Source organism: Streptomyces rishiriensis (assembly GCF_030815485.1).
Classification (GTDB): domain Bacteria; phylum Actinomycetota; class Actinomycetes; order Streptomycetales; family Streptomycetaceae; genus Streptomyces; species Streptomyces rishiriensis_A.
The window spans coordinates 7,759,215-7,779,744 of the sequence record NZ_JAUSWV010000002.1; the positions used below are offsets into that span (position 1 = coordinate 7,759,215).

The following is a 20,530-nucleotide window of genomic DNA, read 5'->3' on the forward strand; positions in this document are numbered from 1 at the left end:
CGTCTCCGGTTTGTTCGTCACGCTCACGTATGTCGCGGGTTCGTCCGTCCCGGGTCGGTTCGTCGGGCCGGTCATCGCTGCCGGGCCCATTCGCCGTCCAGCGCCCGCGCGAGGCGGTTGGTGGCGAGGCCCGTCGCCGCGATCGCCAGTCCGGGCAGCGCGGTGAGCCACCAGGCGTTGGCCAGGTAGTTGCGCCCGTCCGAGATCAACGTGCCCCACTCCGGCGCCGGTGGAGGCGCCCCGTAACCGAGGAAGCTGAGTGACGACACGGCGAGGATGGCGGCGCCGAACTCGAGGGTGGCCAGCACGATCACCGGGCCCGCCGCGTTGGGCAGTACGTGCCGTCCCAGCACCGAGTACCAGCGGGCCCCGCAGGAGCGGGAGGCCTCGACGAAGACCGCCTGGCGCACCCGCAGCACCTCGGCCCGGGTCACCCGGGCGAAGCCGGCCACGCTGGCGATGCCGACCGCGACCGCCACCTTCACCGTGCCGTAGCCCAGCGCGGTGACCAGGGCCAGGGACAGGAACAGCGAGGGGATCGACAGCAGTACGTCGACGAAGCGCATCAGCACGTCCTCGACCCAGCGGCCCACGAACCCGGCGACCAGGCCGATGAGACCGCCGACCACGAACGCGAACCCGACCGCGATCAGGGTCGCCTTCAGCGACAGCTGGGCGCCGTGCACCACGCGCGAGAACACGTCACGTCCCAGCTCGTCGGTGCCGAACCAGTGCCCGCCGCTGGGGCTTCGGAAGTTCTCCGCAGGCACGCCGTGCAGCGGGTCCTGTGAAGTGAACAGCCCTGGCCAGAAAGCGGCCAGCACCACCAGCACCAGCACCAGGACCGAGGCCAGCAGCCCGGGCCTGCGCAGCAGGAACCTCAGGAACCGTCTCGGTCCGGAGCCGGGACCGGCATTCGCGGGTCCCGGCTCCGCACCGGGATCCAACGGTCGGGCCAGGCCGGCCGCTCCGACCGTTTCGGCCGCTCCCGTCGCTGCTCCGGGTGCGTCCGTTCCCTCTGCGCCGTCGGCTCCGGCGGCGACACCGTCGGCAAGTGTCCGGCTCATGCGGGGCGCACCTTCCTGCTCGCCGCCACCACGATCCGCGGGTCGAGCAGCGGGTAGACGAGATCGACGATCAGATTGGCCGTCACGAAGATCAGCGCCCCGAACACCACGACGCCCTGGACCAGCGGGATGTCCTGGACGGTGACCGCGGCGGCGGTCACCCGGCCCAGGCCGTCGCGGGAGAACACCGACTCGACGACGACCGAGCCGGCGATCAGCTGGCCGGCCAGCAGTCCTACGACCGTCAGCGCGGGCAGCGAGGCGTTGCGCAGCGCGTGCCGCAGATGGATCCGCAGCCGGCCGGCGCCCTTGGCCCGGGCGGTCTCCACATAGGCCTGGTCCAGCGCCGTGAGCAGGCTCTTGGCCAGCACCTGCGCCACCAGGGCGCCGGTCGGGACGGCCAGGGTCACCGCGGGCAGGACCAGGCCCCGCAGCCCGTCGTTGCCGAACGCCGGGAACAGCCGCGTCCGGAAGGAGAACAGCTCGACGAGCACCAGCCCGACCCAGAACGTCGGTACCGACACCCCCAGCGGGGGCAACGACAGCAGCAGCTGCCGCAGCCATCGCCGGGTGGTGTAGGTCGCCAGCACGGCGAGCCCGCCGCCGAGGACCACCGCGAGCAGCAGCGCCGCCCCGGTCAGCTGGAGGGTCTGCGGCAGCGCGTCGGCCAGCGTCGAGGTCACCGGTCGGCCGGTGGACACCGAGTCGCCGAAGTCACCGCGTACCGCCCTGCCGAGGTAGTCGGCATACTGCGCGAGAACCGGTTTGTCGAAGCCGTACTCGTGCCGCAGCGACGCGAGTTGGGCGGGATCGACCTGCCCGGTGTCCGCTCCCGCGCCGGCCATCGCCGAGACGGGATCTCCGGGCAGGTAGTCCAGCACGAGGAAGGACAACGTGTAGGCCGCCCACAGCACTCCGAGGGCCTGCGCGAGCCGCTTGGCCACATAGGGACGCATGCCGGCCGCTACCCGATCCAGGTGTCGTGCAGCTGGATCCGGCTGGAGGCGTCGAAGTCGAGGTCGTGCACCTTCTTCGCCACCCCCAGTTGGGTCTGCAGCTCCACCACGGGCACGGCGTAGGCGTTCCGCACGATCAACTGCTGTGCCTGGGCGACCAGTTGCTTGCGCTTCGCCGCGTCGGTCGTCGCGGCCTGCTGGGTCAGCGCGGAGTCGAGCGGGCCGGCCGGCAGGTGGTAGAAGTTGGCCAGCCGGGTGGAGTACGAGCTGCGCAGGATGTCCGGGTCGGCGCGGGTCACGTTGCCCCACACCGCGTCGAAGTCGCCGGACTGGAGAGTCGGCGAGAACTGCGCGATCTGGAGCTGCTTGAGCACCACCTCCACGCCGACGGCCTTGAGCTGCTGCTGGATCAGTTCCAGGGCGGGCTGGTTGGTGGCCGCGTTGGCGAACCACTTGACGGTCAGGCTCAGCCTCTTGCCGTCCTTGACCCGGACGCCGTCGCCGTCCGCCTTCCAACCGGCCGAGTCCAGGAGGGACTTCGCCCTGGCCGCGTCGAAGGCCAGGTCCGAGCCGAGATCGGTGTGGTCCGGTGTGGTGCGCGCCAGGATGCTGGTCGCCGGCTCGGTGCCGGTCGGGAACACGGCGTCGACGATCTGCTGCCGGTCGATGGCGAACAGGATCGCCTGGCGCACCTTCGCGTCCTTCAGGAGCGGCCGGGAGTTGTTGAGTCCCAGGTTGAACACCACACCCGGGTTGGCTCGTTGCTGGAGGTTCACGGCGCCGCCCCGCAGCGCCGCCTCGTTGGCCCTGCCGACGCTGCCGATCGCGTCCACCTGGCCGGACTGGAGGCTGCCGGTGCGCACACCCGCCTCGGGCACCACCTTGAACACCAGCTTGTCCAGGTATGCCGCGCCCTGTTTGGTCCACAGCGAGGAACCCCAGGCGTACTCGGCGCGCCTGGCCAGGGTGATCGACTGGTTCTGCACATAGCCGTTCAGCTCGAACGGCCCGGATCCGACCACTCCCTTGCTGCACTTCTCCTGGGGGCTCCTGCGCACGCTCGCCGACGATTCGATGCCGAGCGAGTGGGTGGCCGTGGCCTGGAGGAACTGCGCGTTGGGCTGCTTGAACCTCACCCGCACCGTGAGCGGGTCGACGGCGGTGGTGCTCTCCACACCGCTCAGGTACCCCTGGGCGAGGGTGGCCAGGGCGCCCAGCTTCGGCACCGCGTCGAAGTTCTCCTTGACCACCTGGGCGGTCAGCGGCGATCCGTCGCTGAACGTGACTCCGGATCTCAGGTGGAACGTGAACGTCGTGGTGTCGGAGCTGACCTCCCAGCTCTTCGCGAGCCACGGCACGATCTTGCCGGTCTTGGGGTCCTGGTCCGTCAGGGAGTCGACGATCTGACGCAGGGAGTAGATGGTGTCGTTGCTGCCCACCTGCTGGGGATCGACGCAGCCGGCGTCGGAGCTCACCGCGAAGGTCAGGGTGCCACCCGACTTGGGGCGGCCGCCCTCGCCGCTCGAACTGCCGCTGCCGCTCGACGAGCAGGCGCTGAGCAGCAGGCTGCTGGTCACGAGTGCGGCGAGCGCCGCCCACCGGGGGGTACGGGAATCCGGATGTGCTGTCACGGAATGGTTCTCCTACTCCAGGGTCACCGCACACATGCCGGTGCCGGACGCGGCCATGGGGATGCGCGGAGGGTGCCGGCCCCGCACAGGGGTCGGCACTGCTCAGAACTGTTCAGGGGAGGGATGCCGACGCCGGTGGCGGATCGACCGTGGCGGATCGACGGGCGGCGACGGCGAGGTGACCGCGCCGTGGCGGAGGTCAGCCTGCGAGGTCGGGCGTGGTCAGCCCTGACACAGACAGCTGGCGGAACGGCGCAGGTCGATGTGGCGTCGGCGCGAGAATCCGCAGAACAGGGCCGCGGTCGCGATCGAGGCGCTCAGGTTGCCGCTGTGCCGCACGCTGGTCCTCCCCGTCTCAGGCCCCTGAACCGGGGCCACGCGCTTGCAGAGTCGGTGACCCTGCCGGGCTTTCACCTGGAGCACCCCACCGCGGAAGGAGGGTTGCCGGTCAGCTAGCCAGGGCTCGTTGCTGACACTCGATGCCGGGGCCGATCTTACGGAGTGCTGAGATTATCCGTCAATATCGGTAGGAGAGTTGCACGGCTCCGCCGCACGGGTCGTGACAGCCGGTGCGGCGGAGCGGCATCGGGGCCGACCGGCGGCCCGTCCGGTGACGGTCGGTACGCCGGCGTGGGGGTTGTTACGGCTTGCGGGCGAGGCCGCCGTGTTCGGCGATGACGGCCGGAGCCGGGGAGGTGACCTCCGGGCGCCACAGGGGGACCGGGACGACTCCGGGCTCCAGGAGCTCGAGTCCGTCGAAGTACGCCGTGATCTCCTCGACGGTGCGCAGGTTGTACGGGACGGCGCCGCTCTCGTTGTAGGCGTCCTGGGCCGCCTCGAAGACCGGGTCGATGCCTCGCGAGCCGTCGTTGACGGAGAGGTAGCTGCCGGACGGCAGTGCCGCCATCAGGCGGGTGACGATGGAGCGGGCCTGGTCGTGGTCGGCGACGTGGCCAAGGATGTTGCTGAGGATGAGCGCGGTGGGACGGCTGAAGTCCAGTGTCTCGGCGGCGCTCGCCAGGATGCGCTCCGGTTCCAGCACATTGGCGTCGACGTACGAGGTCGCGCCCTCCGCGGTGGAGTAGAGCAGGGCACGGGCGTGGGCCAGGACCAGCGGATCGTTGTCGACGTAGACGATCCTGGTCTCGGGGGCGAGCCGCTGGGCGACCTCGTGGGTGTTCTCGGCGGTCGGCAGGCCGGTTCCGACGTCCAGGAACTGCCGGACGCCCGCCTCGGAGACCAGGTACGTGATGTTGCGGCGCAGGAACGCCCGGCTGCTGCGGGCGATGGTGACGATGCCCGGGAACACGGCGGTGTAGGCGTCACCGGCCTGCTCGTCGACGGGGTAGTTGTCCTTCCCGCCCAGCCAGTAGTTCCAGATGCGGGCCGAGTGCGGCACCGAGGTGTCGATCTTCTGAGGTGCCGCTGATCCGGGCGTGGTCACATCGTCGTCGGTCATGAGGGGTGTCCGTCTTTCAGCCGAGGCGTGGGCAGTTCGAGCCACAACCTACGTCCCAACGACCCCGTGACGTACATCCGTTCACATTTTCGGCGGGTTCGAACAGTGCTCTCACCGGAACGTCCGGGTGCGCATGGCCACGCTCCGCCGTCGATGACGGCCGTGCCGGTGGCGTGACCGCCGTGACGGTGGGCACCGCGCGGACCGGTTGCTCCTGCTGCGCGGCAACAGGGCCTCGGGCCGGCGGGGTGCGGTCGTCGGCTGCGGCCGTACCGGAAGGCGCGTGCCGGAGCCGGCGGCGCAGGGACGACGGCAGCGCGCCCTGCGCGTCGCCGTCCCAGGGCTCGCCGGCGGCCGCCGCGTCCACGGTGCGCGCGAGGCGGGTGATCTCCTGGTCGAGGTCGGCGTCGCGGGACTCGGCCGGACCGTCGCCGCAGAGCTCCGGCAGGGCGGGATCCGGCACGTCCGGCACGGTCTCCTCGTAGCCGCCCGCCCCGGGTCCGAGGGGCGGCCCAGCCCCGGTCGGCCCGACCGGCGCCGTGCGGCGTCCGGGCCACGCGGCACGGGGGCGTTCGCGTCACCCGTCCCCGTAAGGAAACCCGTGCCTGCGGTCGTCCTCGCCGAAAGCCTGTTGAGATACCGGGCCGACTTGGGAAGGGTCTGCCGTTATGGAGTTCTTCTGCTACCACCGTGACCGGCCCGACTCCGCCGCCCTGCGCGACGAGCTGCTGGAGAAGCACTGGTCCTACATGGACGGGTACGCCGCGCAGATGATCGCCCGGGGACCGACCTTCGCCGCCGCCGACGGCACGCCCACCGGCAGTGTGCACGTCGTCGACCTCCCGGATGCCGCCGCCGCCCGCGCGTTCGCCTTCGACGAGCCCAACTACCAGGCCGGTGTCTACCGGGACGTGCTGCTGCGCCGGTGGCACAACCTGCTGGGGCGCACCATGTGGGACTTCCCCGGTGGCCGGACCGGTGGCGACCGGTACCTGGTGCTCGGTCTCGGCCCGGAGCGGGACGCCGGCCTCGATGTGCCGGCCGACCGCGACGAGCTGATCGCGTACGGCCCGCTGCTGTCCGACGACGGCGTCACCCGGGTGGGCGCCGCGGTGCTGCTCAGAGCCTCGGACCCGGACGCGGCGCGCGCCGTCCTGGCTCCGGAACGGTATGCCGACGTCGAAGTCCATGCCTGGCAGTTCGGCGGCCGGCCGTCATGACCCCGGGGTCGCCCTCCGTCCGGCGCGGTGTTGCGTGACAGTGGAGGCATGAACGCAGACGACAGGAACCTTCTGGCCCGGGGACGCGTGGCGACCAGGCTTCCGGCCCGGGATCTGGACCGGGCGCGGCGCTTCTACGCGGAGCGGCTCGGTCTGGAGCCCGTCGACGAACGGCCCGGCGGGCTCCTGTACCGATGTGGAGGGACGGAGTTCGCCCTGTTCACGTCGACGGGAGCCTCGTCGGGCACCTTCACCCAGATGGGATGGGAGGTCGACGATCTCGACGCGGTCGTGGCGGAGCTCAAGCGGCGGGGCGTGGTGTTCGAAGAGGTCGACGTGCCCGGGTTCGCCACGAAGGAGGGCATCGCCGAGATCGACGGGAACTATCCGGGCAAGGGTGCTCGGGGGGAACGCGCGGTCTGGTTCCGGGACAGCGAGGGAAACCTCCTGGGCATCGGCCAGCCGGTCGTCTGAGCAGGGGTGTGCCCGGCGGCCCTCTGTCCCCGCTGTCTTCTCTTCCGGCTCGCACCCGCGTAGCGCGGACGCGAACACGTCGTCCAGCCCGGGCCTCGGTGATCTCCGGTGGCAGCGGGCCGTTCACGGCGAGCCCGGAGTGGCTGTGCGGCGCCGGCGCCGCGAAGACCGGCAGGGCGCGCGGTCCGGCGCGCCTGCCGCGCGTCGCCCCGGCGCTGCCCGTCGTGAACCGCCGAGGAGCGGGCCGGGCGGACCGCCGCCTACCGGCAGGCGCTCCTCGCCGGGCTCGGGCGGATGCCGGCGAGTTCGGGAAGTTGTACGAACCTCGGGCGGGCCGTACGAACCTCGGGCGGGCCGTCGCGCCCAGTGCCTCGGAGGCCTGCGGGCGGTGCTCGCCCACCAGGCTGCGCCTGTGGCGTGTGTCCGAAGAGCTGACCGGCGCCACCTTTCCCGAGCCCGCTGCGGCGGCGAGCGGTACGGGTTTCGGAGGGACGCGCTCGCCGTGCTCGGCAGGTCCCACCGCCGCGGCGGCGCCGACCGGGACGGCCGTCCACCGCGGCGACGGCCCGGGCGGGTGGCGGCACGGCCTCCACCCGCCCGCGAGCGATCACTCGCCCTTCGGAGCCGCCTGCTGCACCACCTCGAAGGACCACAGGGTGGAGCCCGATGCCGCGGGCTTGGGCCGTTCGCCCTCCGTGCTGCCACCCCGGTGGGCGGCCTTCATCGGGCCCTCGAGCCATGCCTGGAACGACTCCTCGTCACGCCACCGCGTGTAGACGAGGTAGGTGTCGGTGCCCTCGACCGGGCGGAGCAGCTCGAACCATTCGAAGCCGTCCGAGTTCTCGACGGCGTGGGCTCGCGCGGCGAACCGCTTCTCGAGGACCTCCCGCTGTTCCGCCGGGACGGTCAGTACGTTGATCTTGACTACGCTCATGCTCCCATCCTGCCCTCCCATGACGCCCGGGCGGCGGACCACCCCCTTCGTGACGCCCGGCTGCGGCCAGGGCGGACCACCCACTGCGTGACGCCGGGTTCCGGCCGGGGCGATGCTCTCCCGAATCTGGTCCAGACCAAACCCTTGACAGGGTTATTGCTCACTTCTTAAATCACGTAGTGAACTAAGCCCCCGCCAGGGCCGGTTCGCACCCCCCACCCATACGGCGCGGTCAGCGGCGAGCCGCCCGGCCGCGCCCACGGATGTCATGACCATGTCGTGACTGTCCGTCATGTGCCAGGAAGGGAGAGCCATGGCCTCTCCGCGCCCGCCCCGGCGCCTGCTGTTGTCGCTGGCCTCGATCCTCGTCTTCGCGTCGCTGTCCACCGGATCCGCGCTGGGTCTGTCCCTCAGTGCGGCGGAATCGTCCGCCGGCGCCGCCGCCCCTCAGGCGGCCGCCGTCACGTTCTCCGAGGAGTTCGACGGTCCCGCCGGCGCCGCCGTGGACGGCGCCCGATGGCAAGTCGAGACCGGAGACAACGTCAGCAACCACGAGCGGCAGTACTACACCGCGGGCAACCGCAACGCCGCTCTGGACGGCCAGGGCCATCTGGTGATCACCGCCCGCCGGGAGAACCCGGACAACTACCAGTGCTGGTACGGCCGTTGTGAGTACACCTCGGCCCGGCTCAACACGGCCGGCCGGTTCACCACGACCTACGGCCGGGTCGAAGCGCGGATGAAGGTCCCGCGCGGACAGGGCATGTGGCCCGCCTTCTGGATGCTGGGCAACGACATCGGCCAGGTCGGCTGGCCCGCCTCGGGCGAGATCGACGTCATGGAGAACGTGGGCTTCGAGCCGGCCACCGTCCACGGCACCCTGCACGGCCCGGGATACTCCGGCTCCGGGGGCATCGGGGCCGGGTACACCCTGCCCGGCGGCCAGGCCTTCGCCGACGCCTTCCACACCTTCGCCGTCGACTGGAGCCCGAACGCCATCACCTGGTCCGTCGACGGCACCGTCTATCAGCGGCGCACCCCGGCCGACCTCGGCGGCCGGCAGTGGGTCTTCGACAAGCCGTTCTTCCTGATCCTCAATCTCGCGGTCGGCGGCTACTGGCCCGGGGACCCCGACGGCAGCACGGCCTTCCCCCAGCAACTCCTGGTCGACTACGTCCGCGTGAGCACCGACACCACCCAGCCGGGCGGCGCCGGACCCATCACCGGCCTCGCCGGCAAGTGCGTGGACGTGGCCGGGGCCAACACCGCCAACGGCACGGCCGTGCAGCTGTACGACTGCAACGGCACCGCCGCCCAGCAGTGGGCCGTGGGGGCCGACGGCACGATCCGGGCGCTCGGCAAATGCCTGGACGTCGCTTCGGGCGGCACCGCCGACGGCACCCCCGTCCAGCTCTGGGACTGCAACGGATCCGCGGCCCAGCAGTGGGCCGTCCCCGCAGCCCGCGACATCGTCAACCCGCAGGCGAACAAGTGCCTGGACGCCACGGGCGGCAGCTCGGCCAACGGCACCCGGCTGCAGATCTGGACCTGTACCGGCGCCGCTCAGCAGAAATGGACGGTGACCCGATGACCAGCAGGTTCCCGCACCGCCGCGTGGTGCGCGGCGCGCTGGGCGCCGTGGCCGCGGCCGCGCTGCTCACCGGCGTGAACGGCACGCCGGCGAGCGGCGCCGCGGCGGCCGCCGGGCAGATCACGGGGATCGGCGGCAAGTGTGTCGACATCTCGGGTGCCGCCACGGCCAACGGCACGGCCGTCCAGCTCTACGACTGCAACGGCAGCGCGGCGCAGCAGTGGACGGTGGGCGGCGACGGCACGATCCGCGCGCTCGGCAAGTGCCTGGACGTGGCGTCGGGCGGCACCGTCGACGGAACCCGGACCCAGCTGTGGGACTGCAACGGCAGCGCGGCGCAGCAGTGGACCGTCACCGCCGCCCACGACATCGTCAACCCGCAGGCGGACAAGTGCCTGGACGCGACGGGCAACAGCTCCGCCAACGGCACCCGGCTGCAGATCTGGACCTGCACCGGATCCGCCAACCAGAAGTGGACGGCGCCCGGGGGAGGGGAGCCGGCGCCAGGACCGGGCGCCATGGCCGTCGCGCCCTACCTGTACAACGGCTGGGGCAGCCCGCCCAGCCCCACCACCGTGATGAACGCGACCGGCGTCAAATGGTTCACGCTCGCCTTCGTCCTCAGCAACGGCTACTGCAATCCCCAGTGGGACGGCAGCCGCCCGCTGACCGGGGGCGTCGACCAGCAGACCGTCGCCACCGTGCGCGGAGCCGGCGGTGACGTGATCCCGTCCTTCGGCGGGTGGAGCGGCAACAAGCTCGAGAGCTCCTGCGGCAGCGCGAGCGAGCTGGCCGCCGCGTACCAGAAGGTCATCAACGCCTACGGGCTCAAGGCGATCGACATCGACATCGAGGCGGCGGCTTACGACAGCCCGGCCGTGCAGCAGCGCACCGTCGACGCGTTGAAGATCGTCAGGGCCGGCAACGCCGGCATCAAGGTGTACGTCACCTTCGGCACCGGACAGAGCGGCCCCGACAGCAGCCTGATCGGCAGGGCCGCCGCCTCCGGACTCACCGTGGACAGCTGGACGATCATGCCGTTCGACTTCGGCGGCGCGGGACAGGGCATGGGCCGGCTCACCGTCCAGGCCGCCGAGGGGCTCAAGACCGCGGTGAAGAACGCCTACGGCTACTCGGACGACCAGGCCTACCGGCACACCGGCATCTCGTCGATGAACGGCATCACGGACAACAGCGAGACGGTGACCGTCGCCGACTTCCGCACCATCCTGGCGTACGCCCAGCAGCGTCACCTGGCCCGGCTGACCTTCTGGTCGGTCAACCGCGACCGGCCCTGCACCGGCGGCGGCGCCGACACCTGCTCGGGCGTGTCCCAGCAGCCCTGGGACTTCACCCGGGTCTTCGCGCAGTACGCCGGCTGACCTGCCCGCACCCCCGGCCTGCCACGCTCCTGCCTTCCCCGATCCCCACTCAAGCCGCCCCGGCGGCACAGGAGAAGACGTGCTCCGCATCTCCCGACCATCCCTAGCCGGCCCGTGGATCGCGGCTTCCGTGGCCGCGGCCACGGCCGTCTCGGTCCTCACCGGCGTCCAGTCCTCCCGGGCCGCGACCGACGCGGCCACCGTCCTTCCCACCGGCTGGTCCACGGCTGTGAACTCCGGCAGCGGCAAATGCCTGGACGCCCGGTCCGCCGCGACCGTGAACGGCACCGCCGTGCAGCAGTACGCCTGCAACAGCAGCACCGCCCAGCAGTGGAGGTTCACCCCGACCGGCGACGGCTTCGTGCGGATCGACAACCGCAACGACGCCCAGCAGGTCGTGGACGTGAGTGACGTGTCCACCGCCGACAACGCGGCCGTGCACCTGTGGACGTACGGCGGCGGCGCCAACCAGCAGTGGCAGGCCGTCGACGAGGGCGGCGGCGCCTACCACTTCGTCAACCGCAACAGCGGCAAATGCCTCGACGTGCCGTCCGCCTCGACGGCCGACAGCGTCCAGCTGGTGCAGTACACGTGCAACGGCACGGCCGCCCAGCGCTTCCAGGTCGCGCCCGTGAGCACCGCCCCCGGGGACGTCGACCTCGGGCCGAACGTCGTCGTCTTCGACCCCTCGATGCCGTCGGCCACCATCCAGAGCCGGCTGAACTCGATCTTCCAGCAGCAGGAGACGAACCAGTTCGGCTCCCAGCGCTACGCGGTCATGTTCAAGCCCGGCACGTACAGCAACGACGTCAACGTCGGCTTCTACACCCAGGTGCTGGGCCTCGGCCAGTCACCCGACTCGGTCACGATCAACGGCGCCGTGCATGTGGAGGCCGACTGGTTCCCGCCGCAGAACGCCACCCAGAACTTCTGGCGCGGAGCCGAGAACCTGTCGGTCAACCCGACCGGCGGCACCGACCGGTGGGCGGTCTCCCAGGCGTCCGGCTACCGCCGCATGCACGTCCGCGGCAACCTGGAGCTGAGTGACGGCGGCTGGTCCAGCGGCGGGTTCATGGCCGACAGCAAGATCGACGGTCAGGTGCGCTCCGGCACCCAGCAGCAATGGCTGACCCGGAACTCCCAACTCGGCAGCTGGACCGGGTCCAACTGGAACATGGTCTTCGTCGGCAGCCAGGGCGTGCCCGGCAACAGTTTCCCCAACCCGCCCTACACCACGGTCGCCCAGACCCCCACCGTGCGGGAGAAGCCCTTCCTCTACGTGGACGCCGCCGGCGCCTACAAGGTGTTCGTCCCCTCCGTGCGGGCCGATTCCTCGGCCACCACCTGGGCGACCGGAACCGCCGCGGGCAGCTCGCTCGGCATCGACCAGTTCTTCGTCGTCAAGCCGGGCGCGACCGCGGCACAGATCAACGCCGCGCTCGCCGAGGGTAAGAACCTGCTGGTCACCCCGGGTGTGTACCACCTGAACCAGACCCTGCGCGTGACCCGGCCCGACACGGTCGTGCTCGGTCTCGGCCTCGCCACGTTCGTCCCGGACAACGGCGTCACCGCCATGACCGTCGCCGACGTCGACGGAGTGAAGGTCGCCGGTGTGCTCTTCGACGCCGGTACCATCAACTCGCAGACGCTCATGGAGATCGGCCCGGCCGGCGCCGCCGCCGACCACACGGCGAACCCCACCTCCCTCCACGACGTCTACTTCCGGGTCGGCGGGGCCGCCGTGGGCAAGGCGACCACCAGCCTCGTCGTCAACAGCGACGACGTCATCGGCGACCACATGTGGATCTGGCGCGGCGACCACGGCACCGGCATCGGCTGGAACACCAACACCGCCGACACCGGACTCGTCGTCAACGGCGACGACGTCACCATGTACGGCCTGTTCGTCGAGCACTACCAGAAGCACCAGACCCTCTGGAACGGCAACGGCGGCCGGACGTACTTCTACCAGAACGAGATGCCCTACGACCCGCCCAACCAGGCCGCCTGGATGAACGGCTCCACCCAGGGCTACGCCGCCTACAAGGTCGCGAACTCGGTCACCAGCCACCAGGCGTACGGACTCGGCAGCTACTGCTACTTCAACGTCAACCCGAGCGTCGCCGCCGAGCACGCCTTCGAGGTGCCGGCCAACCCGAACGTGCGCTTCCGGAACATGGTGACGGTCTCGCTCGGCGGCACCGGAACCATCCGGCACGTCATCAACGACCGGGGCGGGCCGTCCGACTCCGGCACCAACGTGGCCAACCTGGTGAGCTACCCGTGAGCCGTCAGGTGCGGCGGGCCGACACCCGCTGTGCCCGGGCCCCTGGCGCGTGACCGCCTCCGCCCGCCCCGGAGAGCCTTTCGGGGCGGGCGGAGGCGGTGGTCGGTGTCACTTGGTGAGCGCTGCCAGCTTGGGGTCGTTCGCGTAGGCCTCGGCCGCGTTCTCCTTCGTCACGATCACGGGCGGCAGGAGGTAGGAGGGGACGACCTTCTTGCCGTTGTCGTACGACTTGGTGTCGTTGATGGCCGGCTTGTCGCCCTTCTGGAGGGCCTTGACCATGTTGACGGTCTCCGCGACGAGCTTGCGGGTGTCCTTGTTGATGGTCGAGTACTGCTCGCCGGCCATGATCGACTTCACCGACTCGACCTCGGAGTCCTGACCGGTGACGACCGGGACCGGCTTGCCGGCCCCCTTCACCGAGGTGAGGATCGCGCGGGCGAGGGTGTCGTTGGGGGACAGGACGCCGTCGAGGGTCTTCTTGCCCCCGTAGGCCGAGGTCAGCAGCGAGTCCATGCGCTGCTGGGCGTTCTCGGCCTTCCAGCCCTGGGTCGCGGTCTGCTTGATGTCGGTCTGGCCCGAGCCGACAACGATGTCGCCCTTGTCGATCAAGGGCTTCAGCACATCCATCGCCCCGTCGAAGAAGACCTTGGAGTTGTTGTCGTCCGGTGATCCGGAGAACATCTCGATCGTCCAGGGACCCTTCGGCTTCTTCGCCTTCATCCCGTCCACCAGGGCCTGGCCCTGGAGCCGGCCGACCTTGAAGTTGTCGAAGGCGATGTAGTAGTCGACGTCGGGGGTGTTGGTGATGAGCCGGTCGTAGGCGATGACGACGGCGCCCTCGTCCTTGGCCTGCTTGACCTGGGTCGCGAGCTGCGAGGCGTCGGTCGCGCCGATGACGATGACCTTCGCGCCCTTGGTGACCATCGAGGAGATCTGCGCCTGCTGGTCGGCGACGGTGGTCGAGGCGCCCGCGTACTGGACGTCGGCCTTGAAGCCGGAGTCCTTCAGCCCGTCGGTGAACAGGTCGCCGGCGAGCACCCAGTTCTCCGAGGTCTTGGCGGGCAGGGCGACGCCGATCAGGGAGTCCTTGGCGAAGCCCTTGGCGTCGGCGCTGTCGCTGCCGGTGGAACCCTCGCGTTCGTTGGAACAGGCCGTCCCCAGGGTGAGCAGGGCGGCGGCGCCGACGGCGGCGATGCTTCTGATGACGAGTGTGCGCATGGTGGAGTTGGCCCCTTCGTACGGTGTGCTGATTGCTGGTGTGCGATGTGCCGTCGGACGCGGCGGAGGCGGTGCGGGCTCTGCGGTCAGCCCGCGACCTTCGTCTTGTCGGCGGTGCCGGAGTCCGGTGCCGCGGGCGGAGCCGGCGCCGCCGGGTCGTCCCGCCGGAACGGGCGCGTCAGCGCGCCGATGACCGAGAACCGTCCCTGGCTCTTGTTGTAGACGTCGAAGGCGACGGCGAGCAGGAGGACGAGCCCCTTGATGATCTGCACCATGTCGGATCCCACGCCCTCCAGTTGGAGGCCGTTGTTGAGCAGTGCCATGACCAGCCCGCCGACGATCGAGCCGCTGACGGTGCCCAGGCCGCCGGAGACCGCCGCGCCGCCGATGAACACGGCCGCGATGGCGTCCAGTTCCCAGCTCAGGCCGTCCTGCGGGCCGGAGGCCGAGGACCGGGCCACGAAGATCATGCCGGCCAGCGCGGCCAGTATCGACATGTTCGTCATCACGAGGAAGTTGACCCGCTTGAGCTTCACACCGGACAGTTCGGCCGCTCGCGCGTTGCCGCCGACGGCGTAGATGTGCCGGCCGCCGATGGTGTTGCGGGTGTAGTGCGAGTAGGCGAGGACCAGAACGACCAGGATGATGCCGGAGATCGGCAGGCTGGTGCCGATCCGGCCGCCGGCGAAGCGCAGCGTCGCGAAGACGATCACGCCGAACATGACGGCCAGCCGGATGCCCGTGACCCACAGCGGTGCCAGGTCGGCCTCCATCTCGCGGCGGGTCCGGCGCGCCTGCCATTCACGCCACAGCACGCCCGCGCAGGCGGCCGCCCCGAGCAGCAGCGTCAGGTTGTTGTATCCGGTGTCCGGCCCGACCTCGGGCAGGAAGCCCGCGCCGATCTTGCGGAAGCCCTCGGGCACCGGAACCGTGTCGGCGTTGCCGATGTACTGGTTGCCGCCGCGGAACAGCAGCATGCCGGCGAGGGTCACGATGAAGGCCGGCACGCCGATGTAGGCGACCCAGAAGCCCTGCCAGGCACCGATCGCCGCGCCGACGAGCAGGCCGAGCGCGATGCCCAGGGGCCACGGCAGGTCGTACTCCTGCATCGCCTTGGCGACGACGATGCCGGTGAACGCGGCCACGGAGCCGACCGACAGGTCGATGTGCCCCGCGACGATCACCATCAGCATCCCGATGGCCAGGATCAGGATGTAGGAGTACTGGCTGACGACCGCGATGAGATTGCCGGACGTGAGCGTCAGGCCGTCGGTCCAGATCTGGAACAGCAGGACGATCGCCACCAGGGTGGAGATCATGCCGAACTGTCGGGCGTTGGAGGTCGTGCCTCCGAAGAGGTTCTTCTGAAGGTCGGTTATTCGGCTCATGGAGTGGGGCTCTTCTTGGTAGCGGTCATCTGCTTCATCAGGAGTTCCGGGTCGGCGTCGGCACGCGCCACATCGCCCGTGATGGTGCCCTCGAACACCGTGTAGATCCGGTCGCACAGGCCGATCAGCTCGGGCAGCTCGGAGGAGATGACGACGACCCCCTTGCCCTGGGCGACGAGCCGCTGGATGATCCCGTAGATCTCGAACTTGGCGCCCACGTCGATGCCGCGGGTCGGCTCGTCGAGGATCAGCAGGTCCGGGTCGGTGAACATCCACTTGGCCAGGACGACCTTCTGCTGGTTGCCGCCGGAGAGCTTGACGACACCCTCGTCGACGCTGGGCGTCTTGATCCGCAGGCTCCGGCGGTACTCCTCGGCGACGCGGTGCTCGCGCACCGGGTCGATGACGCGACGCCGGGCGATCTTCGACAGCTTGGCGGCCACCATCGAGGTCTTGATGTCGTCCAGCAGGTTGAGGCCGATCGACTTGCGGTCCTCGCTGACGTAGGCCAGGCCGTGCCGGATGGCGTCCGACACCGTCTTCAGCCGGATCTCCTCGCCGTCCTTGAACACCCGCCCCGACAGCCAGGTGCCGTAGGAGCGGCCGAAGAGACTCATCGCGAGTTCGGTGCGTCCCGCGCCCATGAGCCCCGCGAAACCGACGATCTCCCCGCGGCGGACGTGGAACGTCGAGCCCTTGCACACCATCCGCTCGTCCGAACTGGGATGGCGTACCGTCCAGTCGCGGACCTCGAAGAAGATCTCGCCGATGTCGGGTGTGCGGTCGGGGAAGCGGCTGTCGAGTTCACGGCCGACCATGCCCCGCACGATGCGGTCCTCGTTGACGCCGTCGGCCCGCACGTCGAGGCTCTCGATCGTGCGGCCGTCGCGCAGGATCGTGATGGTGTCGGCGACCGCCTCGATCTCGTTCAGCTTGTGCGAGATGATGATCGAGGTGATGCCCCGCTCACGGAAGCCGCGCAGCAGGTCGAGCAGATGCTGCGAGTCGTCCTCGTTGAGGGCCGCGGTGGGCTCGTCGAGGATCAGCAGCTTCACGTCCTTCGCGAACGCCTTGGCGATTTCGACGAGTTGCTGCTTGCCGACGCCGATGTCCTTGATCAGGGTGTCCGGGTCCTCCCGGAGCCCGACCTGCTCCATCAGCTGCAGAGCCCGGCGCTGCGCCGTCTTCCAGTCGATGGCGCCGCGGCGGCGCGGTTCGTTCCCGAGGAACAGGTTCTCGGTGATCGACATACCGGGCACCAGGGCCAGTTCCTGATGGATGATCGCGATACCGGCCTGCTCGCTGGCCCGGATGTCGTGGAACCGGACCTGCTCGCCGCGGTAGACGATCTCGCCGGTGTAGCTGCCGTGCGGGTGCACCCCGCTGAGCACCTTCATGAGAGTGGACTTGCCGGCGCCGTTCTCGCCGCAGATCGCGTGGATCTCGCCCTCCCGCACGACGAGAGTGACGTCGGCGAGCGCGGTGACGCCGGGGAAGGTCTTGGTGATCGACCGCATCTCCAGCAGGGTCGGGGCGGTGGGCGTCATGAGCGGTGCTCCCCACCGCCGGGGACGCGCCGATGCGTGCCCGGGTACGCGGGCCTGCGGCATTGCATGGACATCAACTTGCCTCCGATGGCACTGCCCTGTGCCTTCGTGTCCGAGATTTCGTCTGCGGGTCCGGACACTAAATCCATTTGTTTTACTAAGTCAATGGGCTGCGAGGGATAGGTTGTAGGGGGAAACGAGAGAGGACCGTGCGTGCGGCAGGCAGGAACGAACCTTCCCAAGGTCGGGCGATACAACCGGGCCGTCGTCCTGGACCAGATCCAGCTCGCCGACGGCATCAGCCGGGTCGAGATCGCCCAGCACACGGGCCTCACCCCGCAGACGGTCTCCGGCATCGTGCGGCGGCTGCTCGACGAGGGCATCGTGCGCGAGGACGGCGCGAGCAGGGTGTCCAGCGGCGGGAAGCCCCGCACCACCCTGCGGATCAACGCCGAGGCGGGCAACGCCGTCGGCCTCCACTTCGATCCCGTGGAGCTCAGCTGCACCGTGGTCGACCTGCTCGGCCGGCCGTTGGTCGTCAAGAAGCGCCCCACGGACCCCGCCACCGACCCGGCCCAGGTCGTCAAGGACATGGCGGAACTGGTCGCCGACGTGCTGGCCGAGACGGGGGTCGCCCGCGGCAAGGTCCTCGGACTGGGGCTCGCCACCCCCGGTCCGATCGACCTCGAGGCGGGCGCGATCGTCGGCGCGCCCCAGCTCGCCCGCTGGACGCGGGTGCCGGTGCAGCACATGCTGAGCGAGGCGACCGGCCTGCCGGTGACCCTGGACAACGACGCCACCGCCGCCGCGGTCGGCGAACGCTGGTCGGGCAAGGGCAAGGGCGTGGCGGACTTCGCGTACTTCTTCTTCGGCACCGGCATCGGCGGCGGCCTCATCCTCAACCACCAGGTGTACCGGGGCGGTTCACTCAACGCGGGCGAGTTCGGACACTCCTCGGTGCTGCCCGAGGGACCGGAGTGCTACTGCGGCAACCGGGGGTGCCTGGAGCGGCTCGTGAACCCCACGGCGATCGTCGCCGAGGTGCACCGCAGGCTTGCCGCAGAACCGCATCCGGACAGTGCGCTGGCCCGGGTGTTCGCCGAGGATCCCGAGGCGGTCGACCACGCCGCCATCGGGGTGGCCGCGGCGGCCGGCGACCCGGTCGCGGCGGCGGTCATCGACGAGACCGCGGAGCACGTCGCCTCGGTCGCGGTCGACATCGCCAACTTCCTCGACGTGGACCTGATCGTCCTCGGCGGCCACGGCATCCAGCACGTCGAGTCCCGGTACGTCGAGGTCGTCGCCGCCGCGCTGGCCGCACGGCCGTTGTCCCGTCATGTCCGGGTCGTCGAGGTCGAGGCGTCCTGGCTCGGCACGGACGCGGCGGTGGTGGGCAGCGCGGCACTCGTCCTGCACGCCACGTACTCCCCGCGACTGTCGGCCCTGCTGGGCACGGAGGCGGCCTCCGGCGGGATGTGACGGGCGGGCGCACTCCCGTCGCCAGGCCCGTCCGGGAGCCGGAGCCTTGGGCTGCGGCTCGCCGCACGCCGCGGATCCGTGTCCTGGTCACGCACCGCGGCGGCGGTCCTGGACGCGCGTGAAGCGGCCGGCCGCTCGCGCCCGGAGCGGCTCGGTGGGCAGGCACACGGGGCGCGGGAATCTCCGTTGCCGGCAGGGGCGGCCACCCGCGATCCTGACGCCATGAGGTACTCCCCGTGCAGCTGAGGCTGCGCCAGTTCAGACCCCGGACCGGGCCGCACGAACACCGGGTCGTCCAGCCCCGCCGCCCCCTCCGCCACACCTCGCTGAGCGCCCCCCGGCCCATCGGCCTGCTGCTCGGCGACCACGACGGACTGAACCGGCTCGCGGGCCTGTTCTCCTTCGCCGCCTACTCGCGGCACACGATCGTCCACGTCCCGCTGCGCGACGGCCTTCCGCCCGACGAGGGCATCGGCGAGCGGGTCGACCTGGTCCTGGTCCACCACACACTCGGCCTGCGCCCCAGCAAGTGGCCCGGGCTGCGGCGCAAGCTGGTGAACGGCACCCCGCTGACCGTCGGCACCGACGAGGCGCGCACCGCCCGGGACGCCGCATCCTGGCGGGAGCGCTGCCGGCGGGCCGACTTCCGGGACGAGCTGCGGCACGCCACGCACGCGGGCACGTTCTTCCTGTTCGGCAGCAGGGAGGTCTTCGCCGAGACGGCCACGGACCTCGCCGCGGCGGCGGGCTGGGGCCCGCGTCAGAAGGGGGTCGCGAAAGGCCGCTCGGCGCTGATGACGGCGCTCCCGGCACTGGTCCAGCCACCCGGCGGCGGGCACCCCCTGGAAGTGATGATCAGCTTCAAGCCGTATCCGCCGTACGCCCACTTCAAGCGGCCGGGACGCCGAGTTGCCCGTCGGTGATCCGCACGACCCACGCGCCGGCCCACCCGCCCGGGTCCGCCGTCGGCCGACTCTCCCGCGTCCCGCGTCCGGCAGGCTCCCCGGGGCCGCGCGCCTTGCCCGGGACCGGTGTCGGGCGCACGCTGGTCCCATGGGTGTGCGGGACGGTCCCACGCTCATCACCTCCGTGCAGCGGGCCTTCCGTCTGCTGGAGGCGGCGAGCGCTCACGAGAACGGCGCGCCGGCGAAGCAACTGGCACGCGAGACGGGCCTGCCCCTGGCCACCGCCTACCACCTGCTGCGGACCCTCGTCCACGACGGCTACCTGCGAAAACTGCCGGACGGCGGGTTCGTCATGGGGGACCGGCTGCAGACCCTGCACACCGCCGGCCACGGGCAGGCGCTGCTCAACCGGATCCGGCCCGCCCTCGCCGCGCTGCGGGACGAACTCGCGACCGCCGCCTACCTCACCTTCTACGAGGACGGGGAGATCCGGGTCGCCGAGATCGTCGACGGCCCCCGGGCGCCCCGCGTGGACCTCTGGGTCGGATTCGAGGACGCGGGACACGCCACCGCGCTCGGCAAGTCGGTACTGCGGGAACTGGACGAGGAAGCCCGCAAGGACTACCTCTCCCGCCATCACCTCGCCGACCTCACGCCGAGGACCATCACCAGCGCCCCCGAACTGCTGCGGCAACTGGACTCCTCGCCGGTGGCCCCGGCCGTCACCGACCTGGAGGAGTACGCCCTCGGCACGGTCTGTGTCGCCGTGCCCGTCTGGAGCGGCGACACCCTCGGCTCGCTCGGCGTCTCGCTGCCGGTCGACCGGCTGTCGCGGCTGGAGCGGGTGCGGGAGCGGCTGCTCCCGACCGCGAGCCGCGTGACCAGGGGACTTTCCCTGACGATGTGATCGTTTCACTATCTGAAAAGCTGATCCTTGTGAGCGGTGGGGCGATCCCGTTCTCTAGAGGAAACGGACATTTCCGAAGTGCCCC

18 protein-coding genes and 1 riboswitch are annotated in these 20,530 nt (G+C 70.6%); of the genes, 8 read left to right on the forward strand and 10 right to left on the reverse strand.

Going from position 1 to position 20,530, the window contains the following annotated elements; all coding sequences use genetic code 11:
* Positions 1-71: 71 nt before the first annotated feature.
* The 6 genes from QF030_RS36805 to QF030_RS36825 form a co-directional block, all read right to left on the reverse strand.
* Entirely contained in the window at positions 72-1,067 is a 996-nt protein-coding gene (locus tag QF030_RS36805; protein WP_307166889.1) for an ABC transporter permease, read from the reverse strand.
* The gene (locus QF030_RS36810; protein WP_307166890.1) at positions 1,064-2,023 is read right to left on the reverse strand and encodes an ABC transporter permease; all 960 of its coding nucleotides are present in this window, start codon (positions 2,021-2,023) and stop codon (positions 1,064-1,066) included. Before QF030_RS36810 ends, QF030_RS36805 begins: the two co-directional genes overlap by 4 nt.
* A gap of 8 nt (positions 2,024-2,031) precedes the next feature.
* Positions 2,032-3,654, reverse strand: a complete 1,623-nt coding sequence (locus tag QF030_RS36815; protein ID WP_307166891.1) for an ABC transporter substrate-binding protein — start codon at positions 3,652-3,654, stop codon at positions 2,032-2,034.
* A gap of 222 nt (positions 3,655-3,876) precedes the next feature.
* Positions 3,877-4,068 (reverse strand): putative leader peptide, encoded by a 192-nt coding sequence (locus QF030_RS40695; protein WP_373428857.1) that lies wholly within the window; start codon positions 4,066-4,068, stop codon positions 3,877-3,879.
* Positions 4,028-4,138: riboswitch (SAM riboswitch) on the reverse strand. Its footprint overlaps the gene before it by 41 nt.
* A gap of 156 nt (positions 4,139-4,294) precedes the next feature.
* Positions 4,295-5,113, reverse strand: a complete 819-nt coding sequence (locus QF030_RS36820) for an SAM-dependent methyltransferase (RefSeq protein ID WP_307166892.1) — start codon at positions 5,111-5,113, stop codon at positions 4,295-4,297.
* Positions 5,114-5,129: 16 nt separating this feature from the next.
* Complete coding sequence (locus QF030_RS36825) at positions 5,130-5,576, reverse strand: hypothetical protein (RefSeq protein ID WP_307166893.1); 447 nt, start codon at positions 5,574-5,576, stop codon at positions 5,130-5,132.
* A gap of 205 nt (positions 5,577-5,781) precedes the next feature.
* On the opposite strand from QF030_RS36825, the gene QF030_RS36830 reads away from it, so the two are divergent.
* Together QF030_RS36830 and QF030_RS36835 are read left to right on the forward strand one after the other, a co-directional pair.
* Positions 5,782-6,333: a YciI family protein gene (locus QF030_RS36830; RefSeq protein ID WP_307166894.1), complete on the forward strand. Its 552-nt coding sequence runs from the start codon at positions 5,782-5,784 to the stop codon at positions 6,331-6,333.
* Between the two features lie 48 nt (positions 6,334-6,381).
* Positions 6,382-6,807: a VOC family protein gene (locus QF030_RS36835; RefSeq protein ID WP_307166895.1), complete on the forward strand. Its 426-nt coding sequence runs from the start codon at positions 6,382-6,384 to the stop codon at positions 6,805-6,807.
* A gap of 607 nt (positions 6,808-7,414) precedes the next feature.
* Here the strand turns inward: QF030_RS36835 and QF030_RS36840 are convergent.
* Complete coding sequence (locus QF030_RS36840) at positions 7,415-7,741, reverse strand: antibiotic biosynthesis monooxygenase family protein (RefSeq protein ID WP_307166896.1); 327 nt, start codon at positions 7,739-7,741, stop codon at positions 7,415-7,417.
* A gap of 313 nt (positions 7,742-8,054) precedes the next feature.
* Here QF030_RS36840 and QF030_RS36845 point away from each other — a divergent pair, with 313 nt between their 5' ends.
* The 3 genes from QF030_RS36845 (at position 8,055) to QF030_RS36855 (ending at position 13,001) form a co-directional block, all read left to right on the forward strand.
* Positions 8,055-9,332 (forward strand): glycoside hydrolase family 16 protein, encoded by a 1,278-nt coding sequence (locus QF030_RS36845; protein ID WP_307166897.1) that lies wholly within the window; start codon positions 8,055-8,057, stop codon positions 9,330-9,332.
* Positions 9,314-10,714 (forward strand): ricin-type beta-trefoil lectin domain protein, encoded by a 1,401-nt coding sequence (locus tag QF030_RS36850; protein ID WP_373428858.1) that lies wholly within the window; start codon positions 9,314-9,316, stop codon positions 10,712-10,714. The genes QF030_RS36845 and QF030_RS36850 overlap by 19 nt, the downstream gene beginning before the upstream one ends.
* Positions 10,715-10,844: 130 nt before the next feature.
* Entirely contained in the window at positions 10,845-13,001 is a 2,157-nt protein-coding gene (locus QF030_RS36855; protein ID WP_307166899.1) for an RICIN domain-containing protein, read from the forward strand.
* A gap of 108 nt (positions 13,002-13,109) precedes the next feature.
* Here the strand turns inward: QF030_RS36855 and QF030_RS36860 are convergent, their stop codons facing one another.
* From QF030_RS36860 to mmsA, 3 genes are all read right to left on the reverse strand, one after another.
* A complete protein-coding gene (locus QF030_RS36860; protein ID WP_307166900.1) occupies positions 13,110-14,219 on the reverse strand; it encodes a substrate-binding domain-containing protein in 1,110 nt (369 codons plus the stop codon).
* 86 nt (positions 14,220-14,305) lie between these two features.
* Positions 14,306-15,607 (reverse strand): multiple monosaccharide ABC transporter permease, encoded by a 1,302-nt coding sequence (gene mmsB / locus QF030_RS36865; RefSeq protein WP_307166901.1) that lies wholly within the window; start codon positions 15,605-15,607, stop codon positions 14,306-14,308.
* Positions 15,604-17,154, reverse strand: coding sequence for a multiple monosaccharide ABC transporter ATP-binding protein (mmsA, locus tag QF030_RS36870; protein ID WP_307166902.1), 1,551 nt, complete (start codon positions 17,152-17,154; stop codon positions 15,604-15,606). Before mmsA ends, mmsB begins: the two co-directional genes overlap by 4 nt.
* Before the next feature lie 213 nt (positions 17,155-17,367).
* Between mmsA and QF030_RS36875 the strand changes: the two genes are divergently transcribed.
* From QF030_RS36875 to QF030_RS36885, 3 genes are all read left to right on the forward strand, one after another.
* Positions 17,368-18,633, forward strand: a complete 1,266-nt coding sequence (locus QF030_RS36875; RefSeq protein WP_307166903.1) for an ROK family transcriptional regulator — start codon at positions 17,368-17,370, stop codon at positions 18,631-18,633.
* Between the two features lie 236 nt (positions 18,634-18,869).
* A complete protein-coding gene (locus QF030_RS36880; protein WP_307166904.1) occupies positions 18,870-19,556 on the forward strand; it encodes a hypothetical protein in 687 nt (228 codons plus the stop codon).
* A gap of 130 nt (positions 19,557-19,686) precedes the next feature.
* Complete coding sequence (locus QF030_RS36885) at positions 19,687-20,445, forward strand: IclR family transcriptional regulator (RefSeq protein WP_307166905.1); 759 nt, start codon at positions 19,687-19,689, stop codon at positions 20,443-20,445.
* Positions 20,446-20,530: the final 85 nt, after the last annotated feature.